11 protein-coding genes are annotated in these 15564 nt (G+C 73.4%); 4 read left to right on the top strand and 7 right to left on the bottom strand.

Annotated features, from left to right (window positions below):
• Positions 1-60 precede the first annotated feature (60 nt).
• The 3 genes from EV562_RS03675 (at position 61) to EV562_RS03665 (ending at position 4386) form a co-directional block, all read left to right on the top strand.
• Positions 61-1500, top strand: coding sequence for an FGGY family carbohydrate kinase (locus EV562_RS03675; protein ID WP_133885161.1), 1440 nt, complete (start codon positions 61-63; stop codon positions 1498-1500).
• Between the two features lie 244 nt (positions 1501-1744).
• Positions 1745-3148 (top strand): FAD-dependent oxidoreductase, encoded by a 1404-nt coding sequence (locus EV562_RS03670; RefSeq protein ID WP_133885160.1) that lies wholly within the window; start codon positions 1745-1747, stop codon positions 3146-3148.
• The gene (locus tag EV562_RS03665; protein ID WP_133885159.1) at positions 3145-4386 is read left to right on the top strand and encodes an FAD-dependent oxidoreductase; all 1242 of its coding nucleotides are present in this window, start codon (positions 3145-3147) and stop codon (positions 4384-4386) included. The genes EV562_RS03670 and EV562_RS03665 overlap by 4 nt, the downstream gene beginning before the upstream one ends.
• A 17-nt stretch (positions 4387-4403) precedes the next feature.
• Here EV562_RS03665 and EV562_RS03660 read toward each other — a convergent pair whose 3' ends face one another.
• Entirely contained in the window at positions 4404-5303 is a 900-nt protein-coding gene (locus tag EV562_RS03660) for a lysylphosphatidylglycerol synthase domain-containing protein (RefSeq protein ID WP_133885375.1), read from the bottom strand.
• A gap of 195 nt (positions 5304-5498) precedes the next feature.
• Here EV562_RS03660 and EV562_RS03655 point away from each other — a divergent pair, with 195 nt between their 5' ends.
• Positions 5499-7373, top strand: a complete 1875-nt coding sequence (locus EV562_RS03655; protein WP_133885374.1) for an ABC transporter ATP-binding protein — start codon at positions 5499-5501, stop codon at positions 7371-7373.
• A gap of 11 nt (positions 7374-7384) precedes the next feature.
• Here the strand turns inward: EV562_RS03655 and EV562_RS03650 are convergent, their stop codons facing one another.
• The 6 genes from EV562_RS03650 to EV562_RS03625 all read right to left on the bottom strand — a co-directional run bounded on the left by EV562_RS03650 (position 7385) and on the right by EV562_RS03625 (position 15529).
• The gene (locus EV562_RS03650; protein WP_133885158.1) at positions 7385-9169 is read right to left on the bottom strand and encodes a SpoIIE family protein phosphatase; all 1785 of its coding nucleotides are present in this window, start codon (positions 9167-9169) and stop codon (positions 7385-7387) included.
• Between the two features lie 114 nt (positions 9170-9283).
• On the bottom strand, positions 9284-10888 hold the full coding sequence (locus EV562_RS03645) for a glycoside hydrolase family 13 protein (protein ID WP_133885157.1): 1605 nt from the start codon (positions 10886-10888) through the stop codon (positions 9284-9286).
• A 142-nt stretch (positions 10889-11030) separates the two neighbouring features.
• Positions 11031-11906 (bottom strand): carbohydrate ABC transporter permease, encoded by an 876-nt coding sequence (locus EV562_RS03640; protein WP_133885156.1) that lies wholly within the window; start codon positions 11904-11906, stop codon positions 11031-11033.
• A 19-nt stretch (positions 11907-11925) separates the two neighbouring features.
• Positions 11926-12882, bottom strand: a complete 957-nt coding sequence (locus EV562_RS03635) for a sugar ABC transporter permease (protein ID WP_133885155.1) — start codon at positions 12880-12882, stop codon at positions 11926-11928.
• 67 nt (positions 12883-12949) lie between these two features.
• The gene (locus tag EV562_RS03630; RefSeq protein ID WP_133885154.1) at positions 12950-14365 is read right to left on the bottom strand and encodes an extracellular solute-binding protein; all 1416 of its coding nucleotides are present in this window, start codon (positions 14363-14365) and stop codon (positions 12950-12952) included.
• Between the two features lie 150 nt (positions 14366-14515).
• Positions 14516-15529, bottom strand: coding sequence for a LacI family DNA-binding transcriptional regulator (locus tag EV562_RS03625; RefSeq protein ID WP_133885153.1), 1014 nt, complete (start codon positions 15527-15529; stop codon positions 14516-14518).
• Between the last annotated feature and the right edge of the window lie 35 nt (positions 15530-15564).

The raw sequence follows: 15564 nt of genomic DNA, 5'->3' as shown, positions 1-15564 counted from the left end.
CGGGCAGGCTGGCGCGCAGTGATCGCCGAGACGGTCGGCGCGTGAGCCTGGAGGTGGGCGGTGCCGGAGTGCGTGCTCGCCGTCGATCAGGGCACGTCCGGTACCAAGGCGCTGGTCGTCTGCCCCGAACGCGGCGTCGTCGGCACCGGGTTCGCGCACGTGCGCCCCCGGTACCTGCCCGGCGGTCTGGTGGAGGTGGACCCGCGGGAGCTGTACGGCTCGGTGGTGGACGCCGGTCGCCGCGCACTCGCCGACGCCGGTGAGCCGGTCACCGCGGTGGGTCTGGCCAACCAGGGCGAGACGGTGCTCGCCTGGGACCCGGCCACCGGCCGCCCGCTCACCGACGCACTGGTCTGGCAGGACCGCCGCGCCGAACCCGTCTGCGCCGAACTCGCCGACCACGCGGCCGAATTGCGCCACCTGACCGGCCTGCCCGTGGACCCGTACTTCGCCGCGCCCAAGATGGCCTGGACACGACGGCACCTCACCCGCGCCGGCCACGTCACCACCTCCGACACCTGGCTCGTCCACCGCCTCACCGGCGCCCACGTCACGGACGCCGCGACCGCCTCCCGCACCGGCCTTCTCGACCTCGACCGGGCCGAGTGGTCGCGACGCGCCGCGGAGCTGTACGGACTGGCCGGCGAACGGCTCCCGGACATCGTGGACAACGCCGCCCACGTCGGCACGACCACGGCCTTCGGCCCCGAACTCCCGCTCACCGGCCTCGCCGTCGACCAGCAGGCCGCCCTGCTCGCCCAGCGCGTCACCGAACCCGGCACCGCCAAGTGCACCTACGGCACCGGCGCGTTCCTCCTCGCCCACACCGGCGACACCCCGCACCGGGGCGGCTCGGGCCTCGCGGCCTGCGTCGCCTGGCGGCTCGGCGGACGCACCGACCACTGCCTGGACGGGCAGGTGTACACGGCCGCCTCCGCCGTACGCTGGCTCACCGACCTCGGCGTCCTCACCGGCGCCGCCGACCTCGACCCGGTGGGTGCCACGGTGCCCGACGCGGGCGGTGTCACCTTCGTCCCGGCGCTGGCCGGACTCGCCGCCCCCTGGTGGCGCGGGGACCTGCGCGGCTCGCTCACCGGACTCGGCCTGGACACCGCCCCCGGGCACCTGGTGCGGGCCCTGTGCGAGGGCCTGGCCGCCCAGGTCGCCGAACTCGCCGACGCCGCCGCGGCCGACCTCGGCGCCCCGCTGACCGTCCTGCGCGTCGACGGCGGCCTCACTCGCTCGGCGCTCCTCATGCAGACCCAGGCCGACCTGCTGCAACATCCGGTCGAGGTGTCCGCGCTGCCCGACGCCACCGCGCTCGGCGTCGGCGCGCTCGCCCGGCTCGGCGCCGACCCGGCTCTCGCCCTCGCCGACGCGCTCCCCGGCACCGGCCCCACCACCGTGTACGAGCCCCGAGTCACCGCCGACGAGGCCGCCGAACGCCGCGACCGCTTCCGCACGGCGGTCACCGCGCTGCTCGCCGGGGACCCGGCATGACGGGCGTCCACCGCCCCGGCACGGCCGGGCCCGGATCCGGCCCGCCCGACCGGGACGCGTCGGACGCCGGGCACCTCCCCGACCGGCCGTCCAGACCGGCTTCGCGGCGACCCGCCCGCCCGTCTCCGGCGCCCGTCCCGGCGTCGGCGGCCGTGCCCGGCGCCGCCGGGGCCGTCCACCGGCCGGTCCCCGCCGAGGGGAAGCGCCGTGCCCGGGACGGCGCGTCGTGCCGAGGGAGGCGGGCATGACCGTCACCGCGTCGGGGACCCCGCCCGTCGAGCCGTACGACGTGGCCGTCGTCGGCGCGGGCGTCGTCGGGTGCGCCATCGCCCGGCGGCTCGCGCAGCACCCGGGGCTGAGGGTGGCCCTCGTGGAGGCGCGGGACGACGTCGGGCAGGGCACGTCCAAGGCCAACACGGCCATCCTGCACACCGGGTTCGACGCCGTGCCCGGCTCGCTGGAGGCCCGGCTGGTCCGCGAGGGCGCCCGCGAACTCGCCGAGTACGCCGCCGAGTCGGGCATCCCCGTCGAACGCGTCGGCGCCCTGCTCGTGGCCTGGGACGAGGAACAGCTCGCCGCCCTGCCCCGGCTCGCCGAGAAGGCCCGGCGCAACGAGTATCACGACACCGACGTCCTCGGCCCCGCCGACCTCTACGCCCGCGAACCCCACCTCGGCCCCGGCGCGCTCGGCGCCCTGCACGTCCCCGGCGAGAGCATCATCTGCCCGTGGACGACGACCCTGGCGTACGCCACCCAGGCCGTCCGTGCCGGAGTCGACCTGCACCTCGACTCACCGGTCACCCACGCCGCTCACGCGGACGGCGTCCACCGGCTCAGCACGCCGCGCGGCCCGCTGCGCGCCCGCCGGCTGGTCAACGCCGCCGGACTGCACGCCGACACCCTCGACCGCCGGCTCGGTCACGAGGACTTCACGGTCACCCCGCGCCGGGGCCAGCTCGTCGTCCACGACAAGTTCGCCCGCGCCCTCGTCCGCCACATCCTCCTGCCCGTCCCCACCGCACTCGGCAAGGGCGTCCTGGTCGCCCCCACCGTCTACGGCAACGTCCTGCTCGGCCCCACCGCCGAGGACATGGACGACAAGCGCGACACCGGCTCCACCGCCGAAGGGCTGAGCCGCCTGCGCGCACAGGGCCGCCGCATCCTGCCCGCCCTGCTGGACGAGGAGGTCACCGCCGTCTACGCGGGTCTGCGCGCCGCCACCGAGCACGACGACTACCGGATCACCGCCCACCCCGACCAGGGCTACGTCACCGTCGGCGGCATCCGTTCCACCGGCCTCACCGCCTCCCTCGCCATCGCCGAGCACGTCACCGGCCTGCTCGCCGGCACCGGCCTGGACCCCGGCCCCCGGCGCACCCTCGAACCCGTCCGGATGCCCAACCTCGGCGAGGCGTTCCCCCGCCCCCACCAGCGACCCGACCTGGTCGCCGCCGACCCGGAGTACGGCATCCTGGTCTGCCACTGCGAACGGGTCTCCCGCGGCGAGATCCGCGACGCCCTGGCCGGCCCCATCCCGCCCCGCTCGCTGGACGGACTGCGCCGCCGCACCCGGGCCAGGGCGGGCCGTTGCCAGGGCTTCTACTGCGGGGCGGCGGTACGGGCCCTGTTCGAGGAGGCGCAGAGGTGAGCCACCATCGGGTCGACGTCCTGGTGGTGGGAGCCGGCCCGGCCGGACTCGCCGCCGCGTCACTGCTCGCGGCCACCGGCGCCCGCGTCGAGGTCCTGGAGCGGGAGCGGACACCCGGGGGAGTGCCCCGGCACTGCGCGCACCGGGGCTTCGGCACCTGGCCGCACGACCTGACCGGACCGGCCTACGCACGCCTCCGCGCCGACGAGGCCGTCCGCGCGGGCGCCGACGTACGCACCGGCGTCACCGCACTCGACTGGGCCGGCCCCCGCGCCCTCACCACCGTCGGCCCCCAGGGCGCCCGGACGACCGGCGCCGACGCGGTCGTCCTCGCCACCGGCGCCCGGGAACGCCCCCGCGCCGCCCGCCTCGTCCCCGGCACCCGGCCCGCCGGCGTCTACACCACCGGCGAACTCCAGCAGGCGGTCCACCTGTACGGCCAGCACATCGGCACCCGCGCGGTGATCGTCGGCGCCGAGGACGTCTCCCACGCCGCAGCCGACACCGTACGGACCGCGGGGGCCGAGGTGGTCGCGCTGGTCACGGAACCGCCCCGGGCCCCCGCCGCACGCGCCCGGACCCTTCAGGCACGCCTGCGCCACCGCACCCCCGTCCTCACCGGCACCACCGTCACCGAACTCCTCGGTCACGGACGCCTGTCGGGCGTGCGGGTGCGCCACCGCGACGGCCGTACGGCCACGCTGGTCTGCGACACCGTCGTGTTCACCGGCGACTTCGTCCCCGACCACGAACTCGCCCGGCGGGGCGGGCTGGTCCTCGACCCCGGTACCCGCGGCCCCGCCGTGGACGGAGCCCTGCGCACCTCACGGCCCGGCGTCTTCGCGGTCGGCAGCGTGCTGCACGCCGTCGAGAGCGCCGCCACGGCGGCCCGCGAGGGCGCGCACGCCGCCACCGCCGTACGCGCGTGGCTGGAGGACGGCCCGCGGGCGAGCGGGGCGGACCCGCACTGGCCCACCGGTGTCCCCCTGGTCACCGCCCCGCCCCTGCTGCGTGTCGCACCCAACCGCGTCACGCCGGCCGACCGTCTCCCGTACCTCCTGCGCACGGCGGTCCCGCTGCCCCGCCCGGTCCTGCACGTCACCCAGGACGGCCGCTTCCTGCACCGCGAACGGTGCCGCCTCACCACCGCCGTCCCGCACCGCCCGCTGACCCTGTCGGCCCGCTGGACGCACCGGGTCGATCCCGACGGCGGCCCGGTGCACGTCACCGTCACCTGACCGTCCGCCCCGGCCCCTCAGATCACCCGCATCCGCACCAGCGCCGCCAGCGTCAGCGCCCCCGGCAGCAGCGGCAGCCACACCGTCAGCAGCCGGAACGCCAGCACCACCGCCGTGGCCACGGCCGCCGGCCCGCCCGCCGCCACCAGCGCCACGACCAGTGCCGCCTCGACCGAGCCGAGGCCGCCCGGCGTGGGCACCAGCGCCACCGCGACCGTCGCCGCGAGGTACGCCACCGCCATGTGTCCGGCCGGCACCTCAAGACCCAGCGACCGCCCCACCAGGACCAGCGCGGCACACTGCAGGGCGGGGAACGCCAGCGCGCCTCCCCACAGGGCCAGCACCCGCGCCGGGCGGGCGTGCACCGAGCGGGCCTCGCCCAACGCCGTCCGCAGGAAGGAGACCAGCGCCCCGCGCAGCCGCGGCAGCAGCGACAGCACCATCACCGCCACGACCGGTACCGCGCCCGCGAGAACCAGGAGCGGTCCCACCGCCCCGTCGGGCACCAGGGCGCCGACCCGCAGCGCGCCGGGGAACGCGAGGAGCAGGGCGCCCAGCAGGGCGAGCCGGCCGACGCTCTCCGCCAGCAGGTACAGCGCGAGGGCGGCCGAGGAACGGGCGAGCGGCAGACCGCACACCGTCATGAACCGCAGGTTCACCGCGCTCGCGCCCAGGCCCGTCGGCAGCAGGTGGTTGGCCGCGCCGGCCGCGAACTGCGTGGCCAGCAGCCGCCGCCGGGGCAGCCGCTCCACCACCGCGCCCTGCCGGGTGCAGGCGGCGGCCACCCAGGTCAGGCAGGTCGCGCCGGCCGCGGCCAGCAGCCAGGGCCAGCGGGCCGTGGCGAGATGTCCCAACCCCTCCGCCAGCACGGCCCGGTGCCGCACCGCGACCACGCCCACCAGGAGCAGCGGGAGCACGCACAGCACCCGGCGGACCGGGACTCGGTGCAGGAGTGGCTTCTCGGAGATGCGAACCGCTGTCGTCACACCACAAGACATTCCCCCAGTCGCGCCAACTACGGGTGGCCGACGCGCGGACAGGGGCTTACGGACCTCCGGCGGCGCCTTCTTGACCTCAAGGCCGGTCGAGGTCCTACCGTCTCCCGCATGAGTATGGAGACCACCGCGTGGACGCAGCTGTACAGCGTCATGCACGCCAAGGACGAGCGCCGCCCCTTCGCCCGCGCCACGCTGCGCCGCATCGGCGCGTTCGCCCGCCCGCACCGCCGCCGCATCGTCCGGTTCGTGCTGCTCGGAATGGCGACCGCCCTGCTCGCCGTCGCCACCCCCGTCCTCGCCGGGAAGATCGTCGACGCGATCGTGTCGGACGGCGACGAGGGCACGGTCGTGCGCCTCGCCCTGCTCATCGCGGCAATCGCCCTCGCCGAGGCGGTGCTCGGCATCCTCTCGCGCCGGCTCTCGGCGACGCTCGGGGAGGGACTCATCCTCGATCTGCGGACGGCCGTGTTCGATCATGTGCAGCGCATGCCGGTCGCGTTCTTCACACGTACCCGTACGGGAGCGCTCGTCTCCCGGCTCAACAACGACGTCATCGGCGCCCAGCGCGCCTTCAGCAACACCCTGTCCGGCGTGGTCAGCAACGCGGTCACCCTGGTGCTCACCCTCGCCGTCATGCTGACCCTGTCCTGGCAGATCACCCTGCTCGCCCTGGTGCTGCTCCCGGTGTTCGTGCTCCCGGCCCGGCGCATGGGCCGCCGCATGGCCCGCATGCAACGCGAGGCCGCCGCGCTGAACGCCGCCATGGGCACCCGGATGACCGAGCGCTTCTCGGCCCCCGGCGCCACCCTGATCAAGCTGTTCGGCCGCCCGGAGGAGGAGTCGGCCGAGTTCGCCGACCGGGCCCGGCGCGTCGCCGACATCGGCGTGCGCACCGCCACCGCCCAGGCGGCCTTCATCACCGCGCTCACCCTGGTCTCCGCGCTCGCCCTCGCCCTCGTCTACGGCCTCGGCGGCTTCTTCGCCCTGCGCGGCACCCTGGACCCGGGCGCCGTCGTGGCGCTGGCCCTGCTGCTGACCCGGCTGTACGCGCCGCTGACCGCGCTCGCCGGGGCCCGGGTGGAGGTCATGAGCGCCCTCGTCAGCTTCGAGCGCGTCTTCGAGGTGCTGGACCTGACCCCGCTGATCGACGAGAAGCCCGACGCCCGTCCGGTCCCCGACGGTCCGGTCGCCGTCGAGTTCGACGACGTCCGCTTCGGCTACCCGTCCGCCGACAAGGTCTCCCTCGCCTCCCTCGAAGAGGTCGCCACCCTGGACACCCGCGGCGGCGAGGAGGTCCTGCACGGCCTCTCCTTCCGCGCCGAACCGGGCCAGACCATCGCCCTCGTCGGCTCGTCCGGCGCCGGCAAGTCCACCATCGCCCAGTTGCTGCCGCGCCTGTACGACACCGACACCGGCACCGTCCGCGTCGGGGGCGTCGACGTGCGCGAGCTGAGCGCCCGGTCGCTGCGCGACACCGTCGGCATGGTCACCCAGGACGGCCACCTCTTCCACGACACCGTCCGGGCCAACCTGCTGCTCGCCCGGCCGGACGCCACCGAGGACGACCTGTGGGAGGCGCTGCGCCGCGCCCGCCTGGCCGACCTCGTACGGTCCCTGCCGGACGGGCTCGACACCGTGGTCGGCGAGCGCGGTTACCGGCTCTCCGGAGGCGAACGCCAGCGCATGACCATCGCCCGGCTGCTCCTGGCCCGCCAGCGCGTCGTCATCCTCGACGAGGCCACCGCCCACCTCGACAACACCTCCGAGGCGGCCGTCCAGGAAGCCCTCGCCGAGGCCCTCCAGGGCAGGACGGCCGTGGTGATCGCGCACCGGCTGTCCACCGTCCGGGCGGCCGACCGGATCCTGGTGGTCGAGGGCGGCCGCATCGTGGAGAGCGGCACGCACGAGGAACTCCTGGTGGCCGACGGCCGCTACGCCCAGCTGCACCGCACCCAGTTCGAGCGGACCGCGATGGACAAGGCCGCGTAGCGCGGACCGCGCTACCGCGGGCCGGGCGCCCCGGCCCGCACCGGCAGGTCCTGCTCGGCCCAGACGACCTTGCCCCCGGGGGTGCGGCACGAACCCCAGCGCCGGCACATCATGTTGATGAGCTGCAGGCCGCGCCCGCTCTCGTCGCTCACGTCCGCGTGCTGGATCTGCGGCAGGTCGGGACCGGAGTCGGAGACCTCGACCGACAGCCGCTCGTGCCGCAGCAGCCGCAGCTCCCCGGGGGCGTTCCCGTACCGCAGCGCGTTGCCGACCAGCTCGCTCACCACCAGTTCCGTGGTGTCGACCAGTTCCTCCAGATCCCATCGCCGCAACTGCTCGCGCACCGCCGCACGGGCCTGCCCGGCCGCCTTGCCGTCCGGCGGCAGCTCCCGCACGTACACGTCGCAGTCCGGACCCAGCGGCCGGGCGAGGGCGGCCAAGACGATGGCGTCGTCCGACCGGTCGCCGCCGACCCGCTCGGAGACCGCCCGGCACACGGTGCCGTCCTCGGGGACGCCGCCCCCCAGAGCCTCGCGCAGCCGCTCCAGCTGGGTGCCCAGGTCCGTCGCGCGCGACCTGACCAGCCCGTCCGTGTACAGCGTCAGCCGGCTCCGCTCGGGCACCGGCCGCTCGACCGGGTCGTACGGGATCACCCCCGTGCCCAGCGGCGCCCCCGCCGGCACCTCCAGGAACGAGACGGTGCCGTCGGGCCCGGTCAGCAGCGGAGGCGGGTGCCCGGCGCTGGCGATGCGGAAGGTGCCGCCGCACGGGTCGTAGACCGCGCACAGACAGGTGGCCACCTGGTCCTCCTCCAGGTCACGGGCGGCCAGGTCGAGGCGGGCCAGCAGCCGCTCGGGAGCGATGTCCAGCGCCATCAGGGTCCGGGCCACCGTGCGCAGCCGGCCCATCGTCGCGGCGGCGGCCAGTCCGCGCCCCATCACGTCGCCCACCATCAGGGCCGTACGGCCGCTGGGCAGCGCGACCACGTCGAACCAGTCACCGCCCACGGCGGCCGGATCGGCCGCCGGGTCGTAGCACGAGGACACGTCCAGGCCCGGGGTGCTCGGAGCGGACCGGGGGAGCAGCGCCCGCTGCAGCGTGACCACGTGGTCGCGTTCGCGCCCGTAGAGCCGGGCGTTGTCGATGTACACGGCGGCCTTGGACGCCAGCTCCATCGCCAGGGCCACGTCGGTGCGGTTGAACGGTGCCCGGTGCCCGGCCCGGACGAAGTCGGCGAGGCCCAGCAGCACCCCGCGGGCGATCAGCGGGACCGCCAGATAGGAGTGGACGCCCGCCCGGCGCATGATGTCCGAGGACTCGCGCGAGGGGGCGATCACGGCGAAGTCCGAGCGGGTCATCCGGGACACCAGCACCGGCCGGCGGGTGGTGAGGCAGCGCTGTCCCAGCCGGTCGGCGGTGTGCACCGTCAGCTCGCCCACCGGGTCGGGCGCGAGGTTCAGCCCGTCGACCTCCGAGACCGCCATGGCCCTGAGCCGCGGCGCGTCCCCTCCCACGGGGGTCCGGTCGCCGTCCTGGAACCGCAGTACCGAGTCCAGCAGGTCCACCGCGGCGCCGTCGGCCAGCTCCGGCACGGTGAAGTCGGCCAGCTCCTCCGCCGTCCGCCGCACGTCCAGCGTGGTGCCGATGCTCAGGTCCGCCGCGTTCAGCCAGGCCAGCCGCCTGCGCGCCCCCAGCGACTCCGACAGCGACCGCAGCGCGCCCCGCACCGCCCGGTGCCCGCTCACCAGGGGATTCGGAGGGCGGCGCAGTCCGCCCGGCCATGGTCGTTCCCGCACGCGTCGCCTCCTCCCGCGGCCTCCTGTGCTGATTCTGCCCTGCCGCGGGACGACCGGCGACGGCGGCACCCGGCCGGCATCCGCGCCGGCGGGGGGCCGCCGCCCCGTCACACCTCAGGCGCGCAGCCACACCGCCGTGTCCGACGGCAGCCGCCCGGCCCCGTCCAGCGGTCCGCTGACGAGCAGGACGGCACGGTGCGCGGGCAGGTCCACCGGCGCGGCGGACAGGTTGACGACGCACACCGGACCGTCCGCGCGCCGGAACGCGAGGACGCCGTCCGGCGCGGGCAGCCAGTCCAGCGGACCGTCGCCGAACCCCTCGGTGGAGCGCCGCAGGCGCAGGGCCTCGCGGTACAGCGAGAGCATCGACCGCGGATCGGCGCTCTGGCGGTCCGCCGCGTACGCCGCCCAGCCCGCCGGCTGCGGCAGCCAGGGCTCCGCCTCGGCGCCGAACCCGCAGTGCGGCGCGTCGCCGGTCCACGGGAGCGGCACCCGGCAGCCGTCCCGCCCCGGATCGACGCCTCCCGAGCGGAAGTGCATCGGGTCCTGGATGCTCCCGCGCGGGATGTCGGCCTCGGGCAGGCCGAGTTCCTCTCCCTGGTACACGTAGACGGATCCGGGCAGGGCCAGCGTCAGCAGCGCGGCGGCCCGCGCGCGCCGGGTGCCCAGGGCCAGGTCGGTCGGGGTGCCGAAGGCCTTCTTCGCGAAGTCGAAACCGGTGTCCTCGCGGCCGTACCGGGTCACGGTGCGGGTGACGTCGTGGTTGCAGAGCACCCAGGTGGCCGGGGCGCCGACGGGGGCGTGCTCGGCCAGGGTGTCGTCGATGCTGCGGCGCAGCCGTGCCGCGTCCCAGGGACAGGACAGGAAGTTGAAGTTGAAGGCGGTGTGCAGCTCGTCGGGGCGCAGATAGCGGGCGAAGCGCTCGGCGTCGGGCAGCCACACCTCACCGACGAAGACGCCCCCGTACTCGTCGGCGACCTTGCGCCAGGAACGGTAGATGTCGTGCAGCTCGTCCTGGTCGATGTACGGGTGCGGGTCGACGCCCTCCACGAAGTCCGCGAGCGCGGGGTCCTTCGCGAGCAGGGCGGCGGAGTCGATGCGCACGCCGGCCACCCCGCGCTCGAACCAGAAGCGCAGCACGTCCTCGTGCTCCCGGCGCACCTCGGGATGGGCCCAGTTGAGGTCGGGCTGCTCCGGGGTGAACAGGTGCAGGTACCACTCGCCGTCCGGGACCCGGGTCCAGGTACGGCCGGAGAACTGGGAGGGCCAGTCGTTGGGCGGCAGTTCGCCGTGCTCACCGCGGCCGGGGCGGAAGTGGAAGCGCTCCCGCTCCGCGCTGCCCGGCCCGGCCTCCAGCGCCGCCCGGAACCAGGCGTGCTGGTCGGACACGTGGTTGGGGACGATGTCGACGATGGTGCGGATGCCCAGCTCGCGCGCCTCGGCGATCAGCTTCTCGGCCTCGCCCAGGGTGCCGAAGGCGGGGTCGATGGTGCGGTAGTCGGCGACGTCGTAGCCGCCGTCGACGAGCGGTGAGACGTACCAGGGGGTGAACCAGACGGCGTCCACACCGAGTTCGGCGAGATAGGGCAGTCTCGCCCGGACGCCCGCGAGGTCACCGGTGCCGTCGCCGTCGCCGTCGGCGAAACTGCGGGGGTACACCTGGTAGATGACGGCGTCGCGCCACCAGTCTTCGGTGCGGTGCGAGGTGGGGGCTGCCACGTGACGGTCCTTTCGGGCAGGGTGGGTCTTCGCCGCCGGCCCGGACAGTGCGGGGCGTCGGACGGGCCGGCGGCGAAGTCTGACGGGACGTGCCGGGAGGCGGGGAGGACGGCGGGCGGCGAGCGCCTCGGCCGGTGGATCCTCAGCCCTTGAGTCCTCCCGCGGTGAGTCCGCTCATGATGTTGCGCTGGAAGATCAGGAAGATGAGGAGCGTCGGCAGCGAGGCCATGGTGAGCGCGGCGATCAGCACGTTCATGGGCACCCCGTTGGACAGGGAGTAGATCCCGACGTTCAGGGTCTGCTTGGCCGGGTCGGGCAGGGTCAGCATGGGCCAGAGGAAGTCCTTCCAGACGCCCACGATCGCGAAGATGGACACCACGCCGAGGATCGGCCGCGAGATCGGCAGCACGATCGACCGGAGGGTGCGCATCGGCGAGGCGCCGTCCATGGAGGCGGCGTCGAGGAGTTCCTGGGGGACCGAGTCGAAGAACCGCTTCAGCAGGAAGATGTTGAAGGCGTTGGTCACCGAGGGCAGCCAGATCGCCCACGGCGAGTTCAGCAGATTGCGCTCGAAGATCGGCACGTCGAGCACCGTCAGGTACTGCGGCACGACCAGCACGGTGGCCGGGATCATCAGCGTCGCCAGCATCAGGCCGAGGATCGCCTTGCCGAGGACCGGCCGGAGCTTGGACAGCGAGTAGGCCGCCGCCACGTCGAACACCAGTTGGAAGGCGAGCGCGCCGAACGCGTAGAACAGGGTGTTCCCCAGCAGGCTCGCCAGGTCCATCACGTCCCAGGCCTGCGTGTAGTTGCCGGGTTCGAAGGACTCGGGGACCAGTGTCGGCGGGGTCTGCACGGCTTCCTGGGTGTTCTTGAAACCGCTGGAGACCATCCAGTACATCGGGCCCAGGAAGACCACGGTGAACAGGGCGACGACGAGGCCGACGACCACCCAGTACAGCCGCTTCCCACGGGGCCGGGCGAGCTGGGCCGGTGAAATGAGTGTGCGTGTGGACATCTGCGGATTCCCCCGGGCTCTACTCGTCCTCGACGCGGCTGAGCTTCACGTACGCCGCCGAGACACCGGCCAGCAGTACGAGGAGCAGCAGGCCGAGGGCCGCCGCGGCACCGTAGTCGTTGAAGTTGAAGGCGTACTGGTAGATGAGGTAGACGACCGTGGTCGTCGAGCCCTCGGGGCCGGCACCACCGGTGAGCAGGAAGGGCTCCACGAAGACCTGCATGGTGGCGATGACCTGCATCAGCAGCATCAGCGAGAGGATGAGCCGCGTCTGGGGAATGGTCACGTGCCAGATCTTGCGCAGCAGTCCGGCACCGTCCAGCTCCGCCGCCTCGTACAGCTCGCCGGGAATGCCCTGGAGCGCGGCGAGGTAGATGAGTGCCGCGCCGCCCATGTTCATCCAGGTGGACGCGATGACCACGGACAGCATGGAAAGGCCGGGGTCCTGAAGCCACTGCTGCTCGGGCAGTCCGAAGAAGCCCAGCACCTCGTTGAGCAGGCCGTAACCGGGGTCGTACAGGTACTTGAACAGCAGCACGGAGGCGACCGGGGGCAGCATCACCGGCAGGTAGACGAGCAGCCTCAAGTACCCCTTGCCGTGCCGCAGTTCGTTGATCACGATGGCGACGACGAACGGCACGGCGAAGCCGAGGACCAGGGCCAGCACGGTGAACAGCGCGGTGTTGCGCCACGCCTGCCAGAAGGCCGGGTCGTTGAAGACCGTGGACAGGTTGTCCATGCCGACCCAGGAGACCTCGCCCCGGTCCGTCTTCTGGAAGGCGAGGAGGAACTCCCGGACCATGGGGTACCAGGAGAAGAACGCGAAGCAGAGAACCGCTCCGATCAGGAAGCCGTGCGCGGTGAGGTTGCGCCTCAGGCTCCTGCCGAACGATCCGCCGCGCCGGGGCGGGCCGTCCGCCGGCTGCGCGGGGCGGACTCTGGCCGCCTTGCTCGGGGTCAGGCTGGGGGCCGACATCGTCGCTCCTTGGGGCTGGTCTCATGGGCCCCGGGGGGCGGTGCGTCCCGCCCCCCGAGGGAGCCGGTCACTGCGTGGCCAGAACCTGGTCGACCTGCCGCTCCGCGGTGGAGAGCAGCTTGTCGACGTCGGCGTCCTCGTTGGTGAGGAGACCCGACATCACGTTGTCCAGGACCTTGTAGACCTCCTGGGCCTTCGGAGGCTCGGCCATGCCCGGGACCGGGTTGTCCACGAACGCCTTGAAGTTCTCCACCGGCATGGTGGCGTGCTCCAGCCGGGCCGCGTCGTCCTTCGTCTTCGAGTCGTTCAGCCAGAAGTTGGGCTGCGGGAGGCCGACGGGCAGCTTGTCGGCCTTCTTGCGGGCCCAGTCGAACTGGCCCTTGCCGACGGTGAGGTTCTCGAAGTTCAGCCAGGCGACGGCCGCCTTGATCTTGTCGGCGGAGATCCCCTTCTTGATCATGTAGCTGTTGCCGCCGGCCAGGGTGTTCTTCTCGCCCGGGATCGGGCCCATGCCGAAGTTCTCGTAGTCGGCGCCCAGTTGCTGCACCATGTACGTGATGTCGTCCGGCGCGGCGAGGAACATGCCGAGCTTGTCGGTGGCGATCTGCTTCTGCAGGTCGCCCCACTTGAGGAGCTGGGTCTTGCCCATGCTGCCGTCCTCCCAGCGCATGGCGTGGAGGTTCTCGGCCACCTCCTTGCCGGTCGCGTTGTCGAACGCCGCCTTCTTGCCGCTCTCGTCCACGACCCCGGCCCCGCGGCTGTACATCTGGGCGGTGAAGTGCCAGCCGCCGGTGTTGCCCGCGCTGTACTCGCCGAAGCCGGCGATGCCGTCGCCCAGACCGGCGATCTTCTTGGCGGCGGTGCGGACCTCGTCCCAGGTGCGGGGAGGGGTGTCCGGGTCGAGTCCGGCCTGCTCGAAGAGCTTGCGGTTGATCAGCAGGCCCATCGTGTAGTTGCTCGTGGGCAGGCCGTACAGCTTGTTCTCGTCCTTGAGCGAGCCCAGGACGTTCGGGTCGATGTCCTTCAGCGCCGGGACGGTCCTGTCGTTGACGTAGGCCGTGATGTCCTCGGCGCCGTCGTTGTCCAGCACCTGCGGCAGGTCGGTGAAGTAGGTGTAGAAGACGTCGGGCTGCGACTTGGCCTTGAGCATCGCGGTGAAGCGCGGCGGCTCCAGACACTGGCCCGGGGTGGAGCGGCCCTCGATGGTGACGTTCGGGTAGATCTCGTTGAAGGCCTTGACGTCCTCCTGCCACTCCTTCAACTCGGCTGCCTTCGCCTTCGGCGGCATGCAGTCGATGGTGATCGTCACCTTGGTCTTCGGGTCCAGCGGGGCGGACGGGTCGGAGGACCCGCTGCCGCCTTCGGAACCGCCGCCGTCGTCGCTGCTGCTCGTGCCGCAGGCGGCGAGAGCGGTCAGGGTGAGAGCGGAGACGAGCGTGATGGCGCCGGCACGGCGAGTACGGCGGAACCGAGCACTTCTCATGGGTGGTCCCCTTCGGGCATGAACGTGGAAGGCGCCCCACCGCCGATGCGTTGTGGGGCGCCGCTCACTCAACCACCGTGAACAAGTGAACGCAATATCTCGCGCTGATTTCGTAATTGCTTGACAGTCCACCGTAGAAGGCGGGTTCCGCTAGCGGGCGGAAACCTGTGCCGTGGAGCCGCGGACGACGAGTTCGGGTTCGAAGAGCAGCTCGCCGTGCGGGACTTCGGTGCCCTGGATCTGGGCGCAGAGGAGGTCGACGGCGGCGCGTCCCATGGACTCGATGGGCTGGCGGACGGTGGTGAGGGGTGGTTCGGTGCAGGTCATGAAGGCGGAGTCGTCGTAGCCGACGACGGAGACGTCGTGGGGGACGTGCAGGCCGCGCCGGCGGGCGGCGCGGACGGCGCCGAGGGCGAGGGGGTCGCTGGCGCAGATGATGCCGGTGACGCCGCGGTCGAGAAGACGCGAGGCGGCTGCCTGGCCGCCTTCCAGGGAGAACATGGCCCGTTCCACGTGGGCGTCGGGCAGTTCCGTGTGTGCGGCGTGGGCCGCGTCCCTGGCGGCGGCCAGCTTCCGGCGGGAGGGGATGTGGTCGGAGGGGCCGAGCACGAGACCGATGCGCTCGTGCCCCAGTGAGGCGAGGTGCCGCCAGGACTGCCCCACGGCCACGGCGTCGTCGCAGGCGATGCAGGGGAAGCCGAGGTCGGCTATGGAGGCGTTGACGAGCACCACGGGGATGTTCCGCTCGGCCAGCAGCCGGTAGTGGTCGTGCGGGGCGTCGGCCTGCGCGAACAGTCCACCGCCCGCGAAGACGACGCCGGAGACCTGCTGCTGGAGGAGCAGCTCGACGTAGTCGGCCTCGGAGACGCCGCCCTTGGTCTGGGTGCACAGCACCGGAGTCAGTCCCTGCTGCGCCAGTGCACCGCCGATGACCTCGGCGAACGCCGGGAAGATGGGGTTCTGCAGCTCCGGCAGCACCAGCCCGACCAGGCGGGCCCGCTCGCCCCGCAGCTGGGTGGGACGCTCGTAGCCCAGCACGTCCAGCGCGCTCAGCACGGACTGCCGGGTCGACTCGGACACCCCCGGCTTTCCGTTGAGCACCCGGCTGACCGTGGCCTCGCTGACCCCGACCTTCTTCGCCACCTGAGCAAGTCGTCGCGTCACAAACGCAAGACTAGCGCAAGTCTCCGCAAGAGACT

The sequence above is a fragment of the Streptomyces sp. BK208 genome (assembly GCF_004364245.1).
GTDB lineage: Bacteria > Actinomycetota > Actinomycetes > Streptomycetales > Streptomycetaceae > Streptomyces.
The sequence above is the reverse complement of the archived record's forward strand: the minus strand, read 5'-3'. Positions and strand labels throughout refer to the sequence as shown.